This window comes from Nostoc linckia z4 (assembly GCF_002608075.1).
GTDB classification, from domain to species: Bacteria; Cyanobacteriota; Cyanobacteriia; order Cyanobacteriales; family Nostocaceae; genus Nostoc; species Nostoc linckia.
Window position 1 is genome coordinate 1 of record NZ_LAHA01000095.1, and the last position, 19,731, is coordinate 19,731.

General features: G+C 42.3%; 14 protein-coding genes and 1 CRISPR repeat array. Of the genes, 6 read left to right on the forward strand and 8 right to left on the reverse strand.

What is annotated here, in order from left to right; translation table 11 throughout:
- Positions 1-244 (reverse strand): hypothetical protein (locus tag VF06_RS42240; protein WP_218964547.1); only part of this gene is annotated, 244 nt, incomplete at its 3' end.
- A 63-nt stretch (positions 245-307) separates the two neighbouring features.
- Here VF06_RS42240 and VF06_RS36815 point away from each other — a divergent pair.
- Together VF06_RS36815 and VF06_RS36820 are read left to right on the forward strand one after the other, a co-directional pair.
- Positions 308-622 carry a tetratricopeptide repeat protein gene (locus VF06_RS36815; protein ID WP_180267638.1) on the forward strand — a complete coding sequence of 105 codons (315 nt, stop codon included), beginning with the start codon at positions 308-310 and terminating at the stop codon, positions 620-622.
- A complete protein-coding gene (locus VF06_RS36820; RefSeq protein WP_099072379.1) occupies positions 612-980 on the forward strand; it encodes a pentapeptide repeat-containing protein in 369 nt (122 codons plus the stop codon). The genes VF06_RS36815 and VF06_RS36820 overlap by 11 nt, the downstream gene beginning before the upstream one ends.
- Here the strand turns inward: VF06_RS36820 and VF06_RS36825 are convergent.
- The 3 genes from VF06_RS36825 to VF06_RS36830 form a co-directional block, all read right to left on the reverse strand.
- Positions 977-2,692 carry a tetratricopeptide repeat-containing S1 family peptidase gene (locus VF06_RS36825; RefSeq protein ID WP_099072380.1) on the reverse strand — a complete coding sequence of 572 codons (1,716 nt, stop codon included), beginning with the start codon at positions 2,690-2,692 and terminating at the stop codon, positions 977-979. The genes VF06_RS36820 and VF06_RS36825 overlap by 4 nt on opposite strands.
- Before the next feature lie 119 nt (positions 2,693-2,811).
- Positions 2,812-3,003: a hypothetical protein gene (locus tag VF06_RS39950; RefSeq protein WP_143861702.1), complete on the reverse strand. Its 192-nt coding sequence runs from the start codon at positions 3,001-3,003 to the stop codon at positions 2,812-2,814.
- Between the two features lie 104 nt (positions 3,004-3,107).
- Positions 3,108-4,001, reverse strand: coding sequence for a COP23 domain-containing protein (locus VF06_RS36830; protein WP_099072381.1), 894 nt, complete (start codon positions 3,999-4,001; stop codon positions 3,108-3,110).
- A 499-nt stretch (positions 4,002-4,500) separates the two neighbouring features.
- Here VF06_RS36830 and VF06_RS36835 point away from each other — a divergent pair, with 499 nt between their 5' ends.
- The 4 genes from VF06_RS36835 to VF06_RS36850 all read left to right on the forward strand — a co-directional run bounded on the left by VF06_RS36835 (position 4,501) and on the right by VF06_RS36850 (position 10,218).
- The gene (locus tag VF06_RS36835; RefSeq protein WP_099072382.1) at positions 4,501-5,718 is read left to right on the forward strand and encodes a sigma-70 family RNA polymerase sigma factor; all 1,218 of its coding nucleotides are present in this window, start codon (positions 4,501-4,503) and stop codon (positions 5,716-5,718) included.
- A gap of 2 nt (positions 5,719-5,720) precedes the next feature.
- Positions 5,721-6,857 (forward strand): DUF1822 family protein, encoded by a 1,137-nt coding sequence (locus tag VF06_RS36840; RefSeq protein ID WP_099072383.1) that lies wholly within the window; start codon positions 5,721-5,723, stop codon positions 6,855-6,857.
- 139 nt (positions 6,858-6,996) lie between these two features.
- Positions 6,997-9,336: a CHASE2 domain-containing protein gene (locus VF06_RS36845; RefSeq protein WP_099072384.1), complete on the forward strand. Its 2,340-nt coding sequence runs from the start codon at positions 6,997-6,999 to the stop codon at positions 9,334-9,336.
- A gap of 102 nt (positions 9,337-9,438) precedes the next feature.
- Entirely contained in the window at positions 9,439-10,218 is a 780-nt protein-coding gene (locus VF06_RS36850) for a DUF928 domain-containing protein (protein WP_099072385.1), read from the forward strand.
- Positions 10,219-10,421: 203 nt separating this feature from the next.
- A CRISPR array of direct repeats spans positions 10,422-10,895; the repeat unit is 35 nt; unit sequence GTTTCCATTAATTCAACTTCCGAAGAAGCTAAAAG.
- Positions 10,896-11,595: 700 nt separating this feature from the next.
- Here VF06_RS36850 and VF06_RS36855 read toward each other — a convergent pair.
- From VF06_RS36855 to VF06_RS36875, 4 genes are all read right to left on the reverse strand, one after another.
- Entirely contained in the window at positions 11,596-13,752 is a 2,157-nt protein-coding gene (locus VF06_RS36855; protein WP_099072386.1) for a beta strand repeat-containing protein, read from the reverse strand.
- Between the two features lie 442 nt (positions 13,753-14,194).
- The gene (locus VF06_RS36865) at positions 14,195-16,981 is read right to left on the reverse strand and encodes a CHAT domain-containing protein (RefSeq protein WP_244918064.1); all 2,787 of its coding nucleotides are present in this window, start codon (positions 16,979-16,981) and stop codon (positions 14,195-14,197) included.
- A 14-nt stretch (positions 16,982-16,995) separates the two neighbouring features.
- Complete coding sequence (locus VF06_RS36870) at positions 16,996-19,239, reverse strand: two-partner secretion domain-containing protein (protein WP_244918063.1); 2,244 nt, start codon at positions 19,237-19,239, stop codon at positions 16,996-16,998.
- A gap of 128 nt (positions 19,240-19,367) precedes the next feature.
- On the reverse strand, positions 19,368-19,731 hold a 364-nt coding region (locus tag VF06_RS36875), incomplete at its 5' end, for a hypothetical protein (protein ID WP_180267963.1).

Sequence of the window (19,731 nt, forward strand, 5' to 3'; positions counted from 1 at the left end):
TGGTCTGGGAAAAGGTGAGCCAGCGCGGTCTTGGGGGTTTCCCCCATGAGCGACTGGCGAACCCCGAAGGGGTTAAGGGGTAAGGGGTAAAGGATGTATTTGAAACCTTTCCCCTTTCCCCTTTCCCCTTTAACCGAACCGTATTGGCAGGTGTGGAAGGAAGCAGAAGAGGGAGAAGCATCAATTCTCTTTCCCCCCAAACTCCCCACACTCCCCCCATCTCCCTATTTCCCCATCTCCCCATCCCCTCATCTCCCCCAGAGGAGTATCTTAAAGATAGAAGTTTGATTTTTGTTGGGTGGCGATCGTGAATACAGAGGAATTCTTGCGATTGATGGAAAAACAGCGCCCATGTCCTCAGACATTGCCAAAAGCGCTGCAAGCAATGTGGTATGAAAAAAAAGGTGATTGGAGCAAAGCTCATGAAATAGTTCAAGATGCCGGCGATGCTGATAGTGGTTGGGTTCATGCTTACCTGCACCGCAAAGAGGGTGATTTAAATAATGCGCGTTACTGGTATCAACGCAGTGGACAGCCAGAGTTTACAGGAGAGTTAAGCCAAGAATGGGAACAAATAACTTCTATATTGCTGAGAAAGGTGAATGTGATGCATGGATGCTGAGGAATTAAAAAGGCGTTATGCGGCAGGGGAAAGATATTTTCCAGCCGTCAACTTGAGTAGGAACAAGTTTATTGGAGCCTACTTACCTGGAATTAATCTATGGGGATCTGATTTGAGTGGAGCTAATTTAGCTAAAGCTAAACTCTGGGGTGCGGATTTGAGTAGAACTAACTTAGCCAGAGCGAATTTGACTAGGGCGAATTTGAGCGGTGTCAAACTCAATGAAGCGAATCTCCGGGGAGCTAAACTCAAGTATGCCAAGTTGTATGGAGCAAATCTGGCTGGTGCTTACTATGATGAGAGTACCCGTTTTTCTAAAGGTTTTGACCCCGTTAGTCAAAATATGCGGAAGGTCTAAATAGGTTGATTTATGCTACCTGGGGTAATTTCACCACCTGGTTGTCTGTAGTTTGGTTGACTAGGAGGGAAAGTAGGAGGTGATGACTGCAAGCGTTGAATTGCGTAGATTGCTTTTTGGTAATTAGCGGTATCCCTAGCTTGCTGGAATAAGTCAGCTGCTCTTTGTAAATCGGCAAATGCACCTTGACGATCGCCAGCATCGCGTCGGAACAAACCACGTTGGTAAATGGCTATGGCATTATTTGGCTCGTAACTCAGCACCGTATTTAAATCCTGAATCGCTGCGGGTAACTGTCCCAGACGGCGCATTGTCAGGGAACGATTGATGTAGGCATTGCTAAATCGGGGGTTGAGAGCGATCGCTTGAGTGAAATCAGCAACAATTCCTTGGCGATCGTTAAAAAAGGCACGGGCTAACGCGCGGTTATAGTAAGACTCAGGCAGATGAGGTGCAAGGCGAACAACTTGGTCAAAATCGGCAAAGGTACCGCGTCCGTCTCTCATAGTGCGGAATACAGATCCCCGGCTATAGTAAGCCAAAATATCGTTAGGAGAGAAACGCAGGGCAACGGTAAAGTCTGCAATTGCACCTTGCTTATCGCCGAGATAATATCGCACTACCCCTCTGTTATAGTAAGCATTGGCATGATAGGGGTTAGAGCGAATGGCCTCATTATAGTCAGCAAGCGCCCCTTGTTTATCGCCCATATCGTAGCGAGCATTACCACGATTGTAATAAGCAATACTATTTTTGGGGTCGAGAGCGATCGCTTGGCTAAAATCATTAATTGCTGCGGTACGATTATTGCTTGTTTGAGACAGTCCCCGTGCTAAAAAATCATTGGGTTCTTGAGGATTTGTTATTCGTTCCTTGGGGTTATCTGTACTGGCAGAACTGTCTATCTTCAAACCATAAATTCCAATCTGCTGAGATAGAATGATTGCACTTTCAATGGGAACTGCTGCACTAATTCCTGATTTAATATCTGTTGTTAATTGATCCCCCGATTGGAGTTGCTTCACATCTGTTTGTGTGTCAGCCTTACCATGAACTCCAATTACTTTAGCATCCACATCCAACACTGGCCCCCCACTCATACCACCTGCTGTTTGAGCCGCGTATTGCAACGAATAGCCACCGTCGCTCAAACTCGCATCTTTGGATTCCCAAATCGTTCCTGATTGGAAATCATAAACACGATTTTCAGCAATTCTGTTTAAATCATTGTTAACTGGATAACCAAAAATAAACGCCTTACTGCCCAATTTTGCTTGATTAGGACTTCTTAATTCTGCAACCGCATAGTCTTTGTCACTATTAAAAGTAAATAAGGCTAAATCGTTACTTCCTTTAGTGTTAGTTCCTAAACTTTTCACGCTTGTGGGATTAATGATATGAGAAAGTCCATCGTTGGTACGAATTCTCACTGGTTTTGGGCCGTTCGATGGATTAATAACATGATTGCACGTGAGGACAATGTAAGTGTTTCCCTCACGCTTGATAATAAATCCAGAGCCATCACTTGCTAAACCAACACCAACTCCAGCAGGTCTGTTTACTTGTACGGTAATGGTGTTAGCATATTGGGCAATTTCCTGAGCAGATTTAGCAGCAAAAGCGACAGATTGAACGAATACTATTAATGCAAAACAAGCAGATCCACTAATTAGAGTATCAGCAAACTTAGAGCTAATAAATTGTAGATTCATTGATAAAAAAGCCTCAGCAATAAGAAATTAAATCAGCACTTGCGGCACTGCCACACGCTATATAGAAATAGACTAGGGATTGGGTGACAAGTCTTTTTATGTCTAAGTTCGATCGTCCGTTAACGTCCTGACCAACTGCTCATTCTGGGTTCAATCTGGAGCGATCGCTGACACCGATTTAGCAATAGTAGTTCTCGTTTCTGGATATTGAGCGTAGACCGCATTGCCACAGCCATCGCCGGATAATTCTGATGCAGAGGCTGATTATCCGCGAAGTCTGGGTTAGCTGCTAAAGAAGGCGATACGAACAAGACGCACCTAACTGAACAGCTTACAAATAGACTGGACTTAAAAATAGCGATCGTCAAGCAAGTTTGTAGAACTTACACATAGTTTCTACCCGGATTTACTTAACCTAGATGGGGCCACCACCAGGAGCAGGATAGCTTCCAGGAGCAGGGGCAGGAGCAGTATAGCCTCCAGGAGCAGGGGCAGGAGCAGTATAGCCTCCAGGGGCAGGAGCAGGAGCAGTATAGCCTCCAGGAGCAGGGGCAGGGGCACTAGGCATTCCCCCGGATTCATTGACTAGTTGATTAACAGCTTCCTCAATGCTGACAGTGGTCGGAATAATTTCTCCCTCACCTGTAAAGCCACCGCTTTCAATTACATTTAAACCAGTACCGTATCTACCAAACCGGATAATTCGGGTTAACACGTTACCAGGATTGCGAGCATTTTCCCTTCTGAGCAAGGTCATGATCACGTTGTTGGAGTTGCAACTTTCGTAAGTATTAACAAAACAAATTACGTTGTAACCATTGAGCTTACCAGTCATCAGCAGCAAGTTATTTAATTTGCCACCATTTTCTGATACTGCTCTTGTCATTCGCCAGGAAACTATCTGACACCGTTGTTCGGGTGACATATCATAACTTGCCGTTTCCCAAATGATTAGGGGCAATAGTAGTGTCTGACCGTTCACTTGAACAAGTGTGGCTGGTAAGCCTCCTATTTGACCGCAGACAAAGGAAGTGGAAGAAAATACTGGTTGGTATATCCCTGGAGACACTGGAGGTGGTTGTATTGGTGGATATATTGGAGTTACTTGTACTCCTGGATATATTTGAGGTGATTGTACTCCTGGATATACTTGAGGTGATTGTACTCCTGGATATACTTGAGGCTGTTGTATTGGTGGGTATACTTGAGGCTGTTGTATTGGTGGATACTGCGCCATTACGGGAGACACCATAACACCAGAAAGCGCGATCGCACTCATCAAAATTTTAGAGGGCCACTTAAATTTCATAAATAAACCTGTGGTATGTCCCAGGATTATTTTATTTTTATAGCAAGCGCCAAAGTGTTTAGGACAAACAGGAAAATATATGACTAAAGTAAAACTGGATACAGATTAATCAAATTTCGATAAACAACACCAAAAAAATAGGCTCAAACGTATATTACAAGAGACTTTGAAATCATTGTATTAAACTATATACTGATTTTTGAAGGTTTATCAAAACAGAATTCAGGAGTCAGGAGTCAGAATTCAGCAATGTTTTTTGTACGACTGGCGGATAGCGCAGCGTTAGCGAGTACTCGAGCGTCTGAATAAGTGGGTTTAAGACCCCCACCAAATTTTCAATTTGGTGGTCTTCTCCCAAGGGGAGACGCTACGCGAACAATCAATGGCGGGTCGGAATCCCCCACTGATAGCGCAGCGTTAGCGAGTCCGCGAGTGTCTTGATTCTGAATTCTGAATTCTGAATTCTGTATTCTGTATTCTTCTTCAACCTTTTGAATTCATGCGTCCTCGCCAGAACATTTCGGAAATATTTTCGACTTTCATCCAATTTGAAGCCGATCGCTTCAACTGTTGGGTATATGATGCCAAACTACGCCGCAGTATCCAAAATTGCTTGGTACAAATATCTGAAACGAAACACTCAGAAAGTTTTTGGGCAATTTACTGGCATAAAAACTGGCAAAATCAGCCTAACTCTCTAGCTGAGGCGCATCTTTCGGCTTATCTGCAAGAAACCTGTTATTGGTCAGCGCAAAGGACGATTCCTCAAATTGCTAGTGTGCAGTGTACCTTGTCTGACTGTTTTCAAATAGCGATCGCAGAAGTACCAAAAATCCTCAAAGCTTGCGATCCCGAACAAAAAGCCAGCCTCAAAAGCTACAGCAATGTGGCTTTTGGCAATGTGATTCGGGATGCTTTGCGGCAAAAACAAGAAATCGATTTTTGTAACGATTGGGCATTGTTACTCAAATTGAGCCGCAAGCGACTACAGGAATCTTTACAAAATGCTGGGTTAGCAGATGAAACTATTGCCTGTTACTTGTTAGCTTGGAAATGTTTTGTAGATGGTTACATTCTGGGTAAATCGCCACAAGTGCGGAAGTTGCAAAGACCCGAACAAGATACATGGGAAGTAATTGCTCAACTTTATAACCGCGATCGCTTAACACAACTTAATCCACCACGGACAGAATCCAACGCCCAAACTCTAGAAAAATGGCTGCTGTTATCTGCAAAACACGCACGTTTTTATTTATATCCTGTGGTTTCTTCACTCAATGCCCCAAAAACAGGTCAAGCAGATAGTGAATTACAAGATGATTTACCAGATATTACTCAAAATGAATCTTTATTAGCAGATTTAATCGCCAAAGAAGAAGCCGAAACTCAAAAAAATCAACAACAGGAAATTCAAAATTTATTAATTACTACCTTGGGAAAACTTTCTCCCCAATCACAACAATTACTGGAATTGTACTATCAACAAGGACTTACTCAACAACAAATTGCCAAACATCTGCAAATCCAGCAATATCAAGTATCGCGGCAATTGGCGAAAACAAGAGAATCTTTATTAATGGCGATCGCCAAATGGAGTCAAGAAACAATGCATATTTCTCCAACTTCCAACGTGGTTAAATATATCAGTGCAGTATTAGAGGAATGGTTACAAAATTATTTCGGTAATTTAGAACCTCAGACCTCAAAGGAGCAGTAGCCATGTCATCATTTTGTGTTCCGCCGACTCAGCTATGGTTGGAAGTATCTCCTGAAGTTCAAAATCAATCTTGGCAGCAAAGTCAGTCTAGTGTTAGTCCCCGCCATCGTTGGAATGCCTTTTTGAATCAAGTATGCCTCAGTACTTTTTTACCTTGGTTACAAACAGAGTACGCACCAGAGGCTACTGTTCATACATTGCCAATCACTTGGGAATTAGTCAACGGTACTGCGATAAATATTGATACAAAACGCTTGATTTTAATTCCAGATAAAAACCTAGAAACTAGAGAATTTTCTGTACCCCAAGAATGGATAGATATTCCTCAATGGGCAGGAGATTATTATTTAGCAGTACAAGTCAATCCCGATGGTCAATGGATAAGAATTTGGGGTTACACCACCCACGAACAATTAAAAAATCAAGGTAGCTACGATTCCCAAGAGCGGACTTACTCCTTAGATGCCAATCAAATGATTGAGGATTTGAATGTGCTTTGGGTAGTCCGTCAACTATATCCTGAAGAACAAACACAAACAGCGATCGCTCCTTTGCCTATATTATCAGCTACTCAAGTAGAAAATCTCTGGCAAAGATTAGCAAGTTCAACAAATCCTCGCTTGGAATTGCCCTTTGAAATTTGGGCAGCTTTGTTAAACAGCGAAGACTGGCCGCAAAGATATACACAGAAGCCAGCACTTGTTAACTTGCGTCAGTGGTTCCAAAATATAGTTGCAGATAGCTGGCAAACAATAGAAACCTTCCTGGGGACACAGCCAGATTTCGCCTTTAGCTTTCGCCAGGTTGCTGATGTGGTTGAGCAATCAATCCAGCGAGTCAAAGAAATTGAATTAGCAAATAACAATCAAGCTGTAGTCTTAATGTTGACATTGACAGCAGAAATAGATAATAGAGTAGGAATTCGTGCCCAACTATATCCTAAAGAGCGCAATTTCCATCTACCTAGAAATACTAGTTTGGCATTGATTTCTGCTTCCGGAGAAATTGTCCAATCAGTGCAAGCAAGGGAAACAGATAACTCAATCCAACTCAAGCGGTTTAAATGTCCCCAAAACACGCGATTTACTCTTCAGATTGTTTTAGATGATTTCAACTTTATCGAGGAGTTTGAAAGTTAGGAGACAATTGGGTATTCTATCACGCAGAGGCGCAGAGGCGCGGAGAGAATAAAGAGTTTTGACGTTGCTCAGAAACTCAAAAATAAACTCTCCTCAACTCTTACTCTCTGCGTCTCTGCGTCTCTGCGTGATATAAATTATGAGCAAACTCATCGTCCTCAACTTAGGAAAAGGAGATTTCAACCAAGGCTTCCCCACAGTCATTGCTCAACTTTGGCAAACGGATACTCCTACTCCCATGCAATTTACAGGTGGATTACCTGCTGCACCACAATTGGAGCATCTTTATCAACGTTGGCAACAAATGTATACAGCTTTGTATGCTAGTTTGGGTTGGCGCAGTCGCAACATTGCAGATTTTGAAATTGATGAGGAAGACGTTACCCATATTTCCCAAGGCGAGTTTGACAACCTCTGCGAAGAATTACAACAAAGTTTAAATACATGGCTAAATAGTTCACTGTTTCTCAATATTGACCGGAAACTACGTACTCAACTGTTACCCACAGAAGAAATTCGTTGCATAATTACTGCCCAATCGCCACAGGTTTTAAAGCTTCCTTGGTGTCTGTGGCAGTTTTTTGGTGATTATCCACAAGCGGAAATCGCCCTGAGTCCGCCAGAATATGGGCGTTCTGTGAAAACAAATCTAAAAAAGGCTAAAGGTAAAGTCAGAATCTTAGCAATTTTAGGCGATCGCCACGGCATCGATCTCGAAAAAGACCAAAATTTATTGCGGCAATTACCTAATGTCGAACTCAAGTTTTTAGTTGAACCCAACCGTTCCCAACTCACAGAACAATTATGGCAGTCCGGCTGGGATATTCTGTTTTTTGCGGGGCATAGTTCCAGCCAACGAAAAGGGCGAATGCTGCTGAATTCTGGCGAAAGTTTAACCATTGAACAATTAAAGTATGGTTTACAAAAGGCGATCGCTCAAGGGTTGCAGCTAGCAATTTTTAACTCTTGTGATGGTTTGGGATTAGCACAAGATTTAGCTGATTTACATTTACCCCAAGTAGTTGTCATGCGCGAACCTGTACCAGATCGGGTAGCGCAGGAATTTTTGAAGCATTTGTTGGCACTTTTTTCGCGGGGCAAAACTTTATATGCAGCCGTCAGGGAGGCCAGAGAAAGATTACAATCTCTAGAACATGATTTTCCCTGCGCCACTTGGTTACCTGTTATTTGTCAAAATCCAGCGGAAATTTCCCCCACCTGGCAGGATCTCTGCGGTGGTCGGTTGGGTTTATATCTGCCGCGTCCGAATTTCAAGCAGTTACCAGCAGTTTTTTTAAATAGCTTCAGTGTGACTTTAATTATCGTATTAATACGGTTATTCGGTGGATTGCAACCGCTAGAATTAGAAGCATTTGACCAATTAATGCGACTGCGACCAAAAGAACAGCCAGACTCGCGGATTTTGGTAATAACTGTTACCGACCAAGATATTCAAGCCCAAGGAAAGGAACCGCGCCAAGGTTCTTTATCCGATAAGTATCTCAATCTCTTACTAACCAAACTGGAACAATACCAGCCAGCAGCTATTGGTCTAGATATATACCGAGATTTTCCCGTAAGTGCTAAGCAACCAGAACTAGCCAAGCGGATGCAAAAAAGCGATCGCCTGATTGCAATTTGTAAACGTGCCGATCCAAAATACGATCCCACAGGCATTTCACCCCCGCCAGAAATACCAGAAACACGGCTGGGTTTTAGCGATTTTCTTGAAGACAACGATGGTGTAGTTCGCCGTCATTTGTTGGCAATGACTCCCAACCCGATTTTGTCAAGTTGCACTCCGGCTTATGCCTTTAGTGTGCAGCTAGCATTTCTTTATCTGAAAAAACAGGGAATTACAGCCAAATTGACCCCAAATTGGGATTTACAACTGGGAAATCAAACTTTCCCACGGTTACAAAATCAGACTGGCGGTTATCAGTCCATAGATACCGAAGGTAGTCAGATTTTACTAAATTATCGTTTTTCGCCCTCAGTGCAAGCGATCGCACCCCAAGTCACCCTCAGTCAAGTCTTGAACGGACAAATTAACCCCAATGCCTTGAAAAACCGGATTATTCTCATTGGCGTTACTAGTAACAGTAGCAGCGATTACTGGTATACACCAAATGGAAAAAACCCCTCACAAATCATCCCAGGTGTAATTATTCAAGCACAGATGGTAAGTCAAATACTCAGTGCCGCTTTAGACCAAAGACCTTTATTATGGGTTTGGCAACAATGGGTTGATATTTCCTGGGTTTTGGGATGGTCTTTCACGGGTAGTTTACTGGCTTGGTATCTCCGCAAAATAACTTACGTCAGTATTGCTATCACCGCAGCATCATGTATATTATTTGGACTTTGCTCCCTCCTGTTGACTCAAGGCGGCTGGATACCTTTAATACCACCGATGATTTCTTTGCTACTTAGTAGTACTATATTCATCTTTATCAGCAAAAAATTACAGAAATCATAGCGATCGCAAGTGTAGTAATAAATTAGTTATAAAAATTCTGAATTCTGAATTCTGAATTCTGAATTCTGAATTCTGAATTGCGATCGCTAATTTATTTCCCCTATGAAAAAGCTACATTGGTTTCACACTACCACTTTGATATCTGCGCTAACCTTGAGTGTTGTTAACGCACCTGGAAATTGGAACGTACAGGCTCAAACCCTAACATCTACAAGCAAAATCACCTATGTTGCGCCAACAGCACAGGAAAAGCCAGGAGAACCCGCAGGAAGGCGTAGAGGAGGAGGTAGCCGTGGTTCCTGCAAGCAGTATGAAACTCTCACAGCTTTAGTACCCATAACCAAAACAGCAACTAAAGATGTAGTCTGGGGAAAATCAGCATCTCAAACCCCAACATTTTGGTTTTTTGTACCCGATAAATTAACGCCTCAAGTTCCTGTTGAGTTTGTAATTCAAGACGAAGCAGATAATTACATTTATCATACAAAATTTAATCCACCAGAAACGCGATCGGGAATTTTCAGCCTAACCGTACAACCTACAAAACCCTTAGTAGCTGGTAAATCTTATCGTTGGACTTTTTCCATTTATTGCGATCCTGACAAACCATCTGCTGCTGTTTACGTCCAAGGTTCAATCACACAAGTGACTCTCAATGCATCATCACAACAACTTGCAGCCGCTAAAACCCCATTGGAAAAAGCTAGTTTTTTTGCAAAACATGGTCTTTGGTATGATGCTTTAACAACTTTAGGAGAAAATTTACAAAATACCAAAGACAAAGATCCAAAAATTATATCGGCTTGGATCGAGCTACTCAAACAAGGCGATTTAGCTCAGTCTGGTACAGATGCGATCGTACCCTGTTGTATTGCAAAATAATATGATATCTGCTTAATGCATAAGTCCTATATACTAATACAATTCAGTTAAGCATAAAATTATTCATGTAAAGACGTGATGAATCGCGTCTAAAAAACCAGTTTTTTACCAATAAACCTTAAATAAAGGTGTTGTCCTATATTCCTGAAAAAAGATACCCGACTTAAAAAAAGTTGGGTATCTTGTTTTAGAAATATTTTTACATTTCCATTAATTCAACTTCCGAAGAAGCTAAAAGTCTGCCATTATCATCTCAATTAGTAAAGAGAATTCAAGGGTTTCCATTAATTCAACTTCCGAAGAAGCTAAAAGATCAGTATGTCTTTCAGCCGTACCTGGATTTTGAACTGTTTCCATTAATTCAACTTCCGAAGAAGCTAAAAGACCCTAACCCATGAAACTTTCAACGAGTTTCAGTTAAGTTTCCATTAATTCAACTTCCGAAGAAGCTAAAAGCTGGACTGCTTCGACTTTTGTCAGAGAAGGAACGCTCTAGTTTCCATTAATTCAACTTCCGAAGAAGCTAAAAGAGGTAGCTTATGGCTTAGTTTTTTCCTTTTTTCTCAGTCGTTTCCATTAATTCAACTTCCGAAGAAGCTAAAAGCATCTGTAAATGTTTGGGGAACATCTGGAACAGATCGTGTTTCCATTAATTCAACTTCCGAAGAAGCTAAAAGGGTAGCCTTCTAGAAGGCTTACCATCACTGGATTGTACACCCTCATTTTTGCGGGGGTCAAGATATTGCTCCAATAAATAGGAATTACTAGCAATAAACGCCAGATAAAAACCCTCAAACCCTTACCCAGAGAGCATTTGCGGGGGTCAACGATAGAATAAGGGTTTCAGCCATTGCTTACCCCCCGCAAATTTACATTTCTTTACATTATCCGAACTATTTTTTCCGAGTCAAAGGATGATACATCCATCTTAAAAATCACTACTTTCTTTGGCTTGGCAATTTTTCACAACATTCAAACAGCCCTAGCAGTTTTGCGAGGGCTAATTCTATTGATTAGAGTGGCTTGCCGTTGAATAAACCTTCAACTTTTTTATTGGGATAGGCTTTCTTATAGCGTTTCCTAGTGGTCTATCGCATTAGTTCTAAGGGGTAAAATAAGTTTGTAGTTAGGACTTTAGTCCTTGATTTTTAAGCACTGAAGTGCTTACTACAAACTCAGCAAAATTAATGGGACAGAACACTAGTCTGCTGAGGTACAAATCTCTGCGTACCTTTGCGCTTTACTTTGCGCCCCTCTGCGTTTCAAAATATTATCTGTACCTCACTTAACTGGGAATCGCTATAAAAACCAGCCGTTCACCGAAATAAGGGCTGGTTTTTAAGATGATGAAATTGTCAGACTAATCTCTACAAAATTTTAAACAAGCTGGATATCTGTACTAATTGCAAAACCAGCCGGTCTATTCTCAATTGTGGCAAATTGAGTTCCTTGGAAGAACAAAGCACCAGTAGCATCGTTGTAGCTGAAATTGTTGAAGTTAGTGATACCACCAAAACCAGCTTTAGAAATCTGAATCTTGTCACCTTCAACCCTACTGAAGTCTTTGATGATGTCTAAGCCTTCTAGGTTCGAGTTAAACACAAATTTATCTGCACCAACACCACCAGTGAGAATATCGTTGCCAACACCGCCTACTAAAGTATCATTGCCAGCATTACCGCTTAAAGTATCATTACCAGTACCGCCAACGAGGTTATCATAACCAGTTCCACCAGTTAGGTTATCGGCTCCGTCACCACCGAACAAGAAAGTCCAGGAGTTCGATGCTGTTAACACATCATTGCCTGTACCACCCGTGAGGACTGCAAAATTTCCGCCTTGTGCAGTAATGAACTCTACACCAGTGAGGATGTCGATACCTTCGTTACCATTGGTGGTGACATTATCAATAACCTGTAAATCCCCATTGTTGAGGAAAGAGATTGTATAGTCTGTATAATTTCCTTCATAGTTAACGACATCATAACCACTACCGCCGTTGAGGATATCATTGCCAGTACCGCCTTTGAGGGAATCATTGCCAGCATCGCCATTGAGGGTATCATTACCAGCACCGCCTTTGAGGGAATCATTACCAGCACCGCCACGCAGGATATCTGCATATTGTGTACCTGTAATGTCAAATTTTTCAATACCAGTGTAGTTGAGTAATTGACTACTATTCAGGCGGCTGAAGATGGCATTTTGCTGGTTGTATCCTACATCTACACCAGCACCATTATTCAAATCAGTGTAATCGGCTATTAGCGTATCAGTACCAGTACCACCATCTACAAAACCATCTGAATCAATAAAAGTATCATCTCCAGCTTCACCATAAAGATAATCATAGCCAGCACGACCTTCAATTTGATCGTTACCAGCGCCACCATACAGGCTATCACTGTCAGCACCACCACGCAGGACATCTGCGTATTGTGTGCCTGTGATTTTGAATTTTTCAATGTTACTATAACCAAGTACGCCAGTACCAGTGAGGCGACTGAAGATGACACTTTGCCCCAAATATCCTACATCTATACCAGCACCATTATTCAACTGACTGTAGTTGGCTACTAATGTATCAACACCTGCACCACCATCTACAGAACCATCTGTATCGATTACAGTATCATCACCAGCCTCACCATAAAGATAATCAAAGCCAGCACCACCCTCAATTTGATCGTTACCACCACCACCTTTGAGGCTATCACTGTTAGCACCACCACGCAGGACATCTGTGTATTGCGTGCCTGTGATATTAAATTTTTCAATACCAGTGTAGTAGAGTACTGGATTGCCAGTCTGACGGCTGAAGATGGCATTTAGTCCTAAATATCCCACGTCAATACCAGCACCATTATTGAACTGACTGTAGTTGGCTACTAGCGTATCAATACCTGCACCACCATCTACTGAACCGTCTGTATCAATTACAGTATCATCACCAGCCTCACCATAAAGATAATCAAAGCCAGCACCACCCTCAATTTGATCGTTACCACCACCGCCAAACAGGCTATCGCTGTTAGCACCACCACGCAGGACATCTGTGTATTGCGTGCCTGTGATATTAAATTTTTCAATGTTACTATAACCAAGTACGCCAGTACCAGTTAGGCGACTGAAGATGACATTTTGCCCCAAATATCCTACATCTATACCAGCACCATTATTGAACTGACTGTAGTTGGCTACTAGCGTATCAATACCTGCACCACCATCTACTGAACCAAATATATTATTTAGGGTGTCATCGCCCTCATCACCATACAAGTTGTTATTTCCAGTACCGCCATACAAGTTGTCATTTCCAGCACCGCCATACAAGTTGTCATTTCCATCATCGCCAGAAATTATGTCGTTACCAGCAGCACCAAGCAAATTGTCATTCCCAGTTCCACCATTAATAGTGTCATCTCGATCTGCACCAGCTAAGTAGTCATCACCGCCTTGTCCGTTGAGTGCCCAAGATTCACCATTAAGTCCCAGGAAGGTGTTATTGTTGTTGTCGCCATTATAAATTCCCATATTACTTTAAACCTCGTGTTGTGTGTGTAATGAAGTCTGGTGTTAGCCTTTGAACTTCTTGTTGAGTTACACGTTGGACTTTTGAGGTTTATGCACTCAAATGAAAACAAAGCCAAAAAAATCTTAGGCATAGGGGATGGGGAAAGGGGAAAGGGGAAAGGGGAAAGGGAAAAGGGGAAAGGGGAAAGGGRAAAGGGRAAAGGGAAARGGGGAAAGGRGAAAGGGGAAAGGGAAAAGGGGGAAAGGGGAAAGGAGAAAGGGGAAAGGGAAAGGGGGAAAGGGAAARGGGGAAAGGTTTCAAATACATCAGACCTCTTGCACAAGAGTGYTTTTTGCACTCTTGTGGTCAAAGGGATACATCTTTATTGGGGAAAGGGAAAATACCAAACCTYTYCCCTTTACCCCTTCCCCCTTCCCCTTTACCCCTTCCCCCGTTCATCTATCAGAGCCAATTTCCCAGTAAGACGTAAGCTGCCCAATGTATGGGATGCCGATAATCTGGGTCTTTTAAGAGAGAAAGTTGGGCTTGGCGCAGTGCTTCTGCTTTTGTGACTTGTTTTGTGGCCAATTCTTTGTAAAATTGACCGATGAGGCGGGCGCTAGATTCATCATCTAAGCTCCAAAGCGAGGCTAAGGTACTGCGTGCGCCTGCTTGAATTGCTATCCCAGCTAGTCCTAAAGCGGCGCGTTTGTCTCCTTCGGCAGTTTCGCAAGCACTGAGAACGAGTAATTCAATTGGCTCAGGTGTAGTTTGCTCTCTGCTGCTGAGCAAATTTTTCAATTCGTTGAGTTTAATCGGTTTATCCCAAGCCAACACAAAGGTTTCATCGGCGTTGGAACTAAATTGACCGTGAGTTGCGAGATGCACCACAGAAAAGGGTACTGAGTCAATTTGTTTGCGTAGCGCTGAACTAGTGAATGTTTGATTGAGGAGAACTTCGCTAGGGACTTCCGACTCAATTGTTTTTAATTCCTCGCTGACATTTGGTAAGGAACTAAACCCGTGTCGTGCTTCTGTGAGTCCAGCCACCAAAGTTTTGAGCTTGGTTTGACGCAAAGGACGCGGCCCTAATAGCTCTAACCCAGGCGTGAGGGCAATGCTGTATTTTTCTACTAAATAATTATTACCATCATAAAGGGCTGCGATCGCCACGTTCCGCAATGCACCATCTAAAACGAAAACCAATGTTTTCACCTGACTTTCAGTTAGTTCTGCCTCCATAGGGCGAATTAACCAGTCGTAAATTTTTGCAGATAATAATTTTCCCTCTGGAGTTGTGAAGGGTTTTTCTAAATTTTCTCTCAGTTGTTCTATGGTTTCTTCTACTTCAGCTTGACTGATTTTCGTGCCATAGTGACGTAGTTGCTGCTGAGGTAAACTCACAATTACTTCTAGCCGGTCTGGCAAAATAATGGGATAAATTACTGCTGCTGCTGACTGTTGAATTTGCTCAATGGGTACTATCTGTCTTTGTAGACAAGCTGAACGAAAGAAGTTGTCAAGTTCTGCTAATTGTAATGATTCAATTACCTGACGGGCTTGTTTTAGTTGTTCCTGACTAGGTTCTGAATTTAACAGTAATTGTACGTATTCACGATATACAGGCTCTACAGCTTCCCTAAAGGAAAATTGAATGTCACTGTTGATGGCTACTAAATCGCTACGCAGAGATTTTAATGTTGTAAAAGCGACTTCATAAGCTGATGTTGCAGACTTGATGGCTCCTTGGGCTTTTAAAATTCTTCCTAATTGCCATTGCCATTGATAAGCAATATGTGGAGCATTAATGGCTTGGGCTATTTGTAAAGCCTGTTGGGTTAAATCTTCAGCATTTGACCACTGCTGCGTTTGTTCGTAGAGTCCGCCGAGATAACCCAAAGCATAAGACTGTGCTTGGCGATCGCTTAAATTTTCAGCTTCTTCAATTGCTGTGGCTAATAGTCTAGCAGATGTAGTGTATTCTTTCGTTCCCAATTTCACCAAACTTTTAGCAAAGTTGATGCGAGCGTAAATTGTTGAGCGACTAGAAGATAAATTATTAAACTTTGGTTGCAGTTCTAGCGAGAGATTTTCAGCTTTTTTTGTTTGTCCAGTTGCTATTAATAGTTGAAGTTGATTAATTTGAGCTTGGATATGGGTGACCGAAGAGGCGGAGGGGCAGGGGGCAGGGAGCGGGGGGAGCAAGCCCTGCCCTGGAGCCGTGGAGCGGAACGGAACATGGGTATCAAGCTCCGTTCTTCTAGGACGCTCTGGATTGGTTGGAGTACAAAATCCGTTACTACCTCCCCCCTGCTCCCTGCTCCCTGCTCCCCTGCCTCCGGCAGTGACGCTGTTGGCAGAAACAACATTTGCCGCTCTTTCGTAGTATGCCAATGCTGCATTTTTATCGCCTTGGGCATAAGCTGTATTACCCAAACTGAGTAAAGTGGCACTCAATTCTTGTGAGAAATTAGGGTCATTTTCTAACAATTGCAAACTTTGTTGCAAAACTCTGCGAGAATCAGCAAAAGCACCCACAGATTTGAAAACATTGCCCAGGCTACGCAAACCTGTTGTTTTTAACTGTTGGTCTGGTTGATTTTCTAATGTTTGTTCTACTTGTGCTAGAGTTTTACGAGCTTGGAGGTAAAGACCTAGAGCTTGCTGGGCTTGAGCTTGATTAATTAAACTGCCAATTCTGCCTTGTGTATAACCTGCTGCGGTATAAATATTAGTTGCCTGTTGCCAAGTATTTAGAGCTGCTTCTGGGTTACCTTGGGCTAATTGCAAACTTCCTTGGGTGTTGAGTACTTGGGCAAGGATGAGTTTTGTTTGTGGTGTTGTCTGTTGCAAGTTTTGAATTAAATTCAAACTAGAGCTAATTGTCTCATTTGCTTGCTGCCATTGTCCCAACTGCTGGTAAGCCAAGGAGAGATAATTTAGCACCGTAGCTTGAGACGATGAATTTGTTTCTGCTTTGAGTGCCAACTGCCAAATATTTATTGCTTCAACGTATCGTTGTGCTTGATAAAGTTCTCTGCCTTGTTGAATTAAATTTGATTTCTGTGCAATTTTCTCAAGTCCGTCTAATTGTTTCTCAAAAAAAACTCCCCGCGTCCCCGTGTCTCCGTGTCCCCGTGTCAGTCCTAATGACTTCAATTCAAATACCAGAGTTAGACTCACTCCTAACACCACACAAAGCACAAAAGCCAAAGCTTGATGCCAAAATTTCGGCAGTTTTTTTGCCATGCGAAAGTGCAACATTAGTTTTGGGTAACTGGACAACTAACAGATGTGAGTGAAGAGTTGTGAGGGGTAGTAGTGGGAGCTTGAGCTACCAGAGTAATAGTACCATCAGCGTTAGTTACCCATCCTTGAGCTTCTGCGATCGCACTTGGTGTTTCTGAAATTAAATTTACCTGTTTTTGGGAGCCAGTCACCTTTTCATTGGGCAAAGCATGGGTTTGTAAATCTTGCCAAATCACATCGCTGCTCAATGGCTCAATGGGGTTAGGTGGCAAACCACCTCTTCCAGTGACTATAAATTCACTTTGTTTATTGGCTGTTGCTTCGCCACCAGTTCTACAGGTTTGGGCAATGAGTCGGGAAGCATCTACTATATCTGTGGGTAAATTCACAAGTCCGTTACTGGGGTTGACATCAGGTGTGTTAATTTCCACAACTCCATTAATTCCCAATTCAGAACTCGCGTTAATATCACTTAAGGGAGTTAAAGTTTCACTCAATTGCAATCCAAAGATTCCTTGAGCAGTAATATTAATTCTGCCTCCCGAACCTTCAATAGCATTAGCAATGATGTCGCTATTTTCGTTGGGGTTAGCAACCACAAAATTTGTATTAATATTGATATTGCCGCCATCACCATTGTTGGATGCTTGAGCATTGATTACACTATGGTTTCGCATCAAGATGAGGTCAGATACTTGTAACTGAATATTGGCATTTTTACCAGAAGAAGTGAATGCTTCAACTGTACCCCGATCTAAAAAAAGGTTGCCCGCCTTAACTTTCAGGTCTCCAGGATCGCCCGACCCTAAACTGCTAACAGATATTTTAGCTCCGTCTTGAATCAGTAATTGCCCTGTTTCAATTAGCAAGCTTCCAGCTTTACCCCTAGCAACGCGTCCCGATCGAGCAGTCAACGCACTTGAATTTTGACCATCAGGAGTCATACCAGATACTTTCACTGATTCCGAAGCCTTTATGACTATATTTCCACCCTGACCTGTGCTAAATGTAGCAGTGGACATCTGTGCGCCATCCCCAACAATCAACCGCTTAGTATTAACGGTGATAGTCCCTCCATCGCCTGTAGCGTCTTGGCGTGATTGAGCAAACAAGCCACTTCCAAACTGGCTGTCTAGGGTTGTGCCAATAAGTTCTACTGATTCTAATGCATTCACAATCAAGCTACCACCTTTACTTGCACCTGCGGTGGTAGCTGCGATGTATGCGCCATCCCGGACAATTAGTCGGCTAGTGTTAATTATTACACTGCTTCCCTCTCCAGAACCAGAGTTGGAGACATTTATGAGGCTATCTTCGTTGATTGGAGAACCTCCTAACAGTTCCACCAAATTGGAGGCGTTGACAATTACGCTTCCTGGCTTTCCAGAACCCGTGTTGCGGTTAAAAATTCCTGATTCCTCGCTGAGGGTAACTCGCCTACCTTGGAGATGAACGCTACCTATGCTTTGACTAATGCTGTCAGAATTAGCAATAATTTCAGCCCTACCAGACAATTGGATATCTCGATAATTTTCAATGCCTTCATAGCTTAATGTCAAAGGAATAGCATCAGAGGCAAATGACCAATTCAAGCCCACAACACCATTGCCAAAGACAGACCCTAATTCTATCTGTCCTCCATCAGCTTTTATCCTACCTTGTTGCAGAAAAATATCACCACCTACAAGTGCAAGGGTTCTTTGCGATCGCACCTGGAGTCCGACAATTTCACCATTACTATCTCGAACTGTGGATTGGTTGAGAATACTACCAGGATTTGCGGCAAATTGCAAACCAAGGGGTACATTGATAGTCAACAACGGAGGACTTTGGGGATTATTAGCACTAAAAGCAAAATTATTATCAAATCTCAAACTATCAGCTGTACTTCCCACAAAAGAACCTGCAACGTCTAACCTTGCATTTCTTCCAAATACGATGCCGTTGGGGTTAATGAAAAACAAATTCGCATTACCCAAAACCCCCAGCGTCCCCAAAATATTCGAGGGGTTATTACCTGTAACTCGCGTGAGAATATTTTCTATTCCTGTAGGATTATAAAAGTAAACCCTTTGTCCATCACCAATGCTAAATTCGCTAAAACTGTGAAATAGATTAGCTCCTCGCACTGCACCCCCATCAATGCGATTTCCTATTTCCCCTTTAACATCAACACCTGGAATTAAAATTGATGATTCACTACCCAACGTGCCATCGGCTGTAATTTCAGCGAGGACACAGTTGTTTCCAAAAATCAAACAACTGAGCGCCAAAAGTGATAACCTAAAAAGTAACAATTTGTTAAAAACTTTAAACAATTTTTTGTCAAAAAAATACTAGTTATTGTGATAAATCTTACTATACCAATCCTATCTGAGTTGTCACACTAGTCGTGGAAACAGCGAATAGGCAATAGGGAGGTGGGGAGATGGGGAGATGGGGAGATGGGGGGATGGGGAGATGGGGGGATGGGGAAGTATTTGAACTCCATTAATGAACCCCTGAACTCCATTAATGAACCTTTGAACTCCATTAATGAACCTTTGAACTCCATTAATGAACCTTTGAACTCCATTAATGAACCTTTGAACTCCATTAATGAACCCCTGAACTCCATTAATGAGCCTCTGAACTCCATTAATGAACCTTTGAACTCCATTAATGAACCTTTGAACTCCATTAATGAACCTTTGAACTCCATTAATGAACCTCTGAACTCCATTAATGAACCTTTGAACTCCATTAATGAA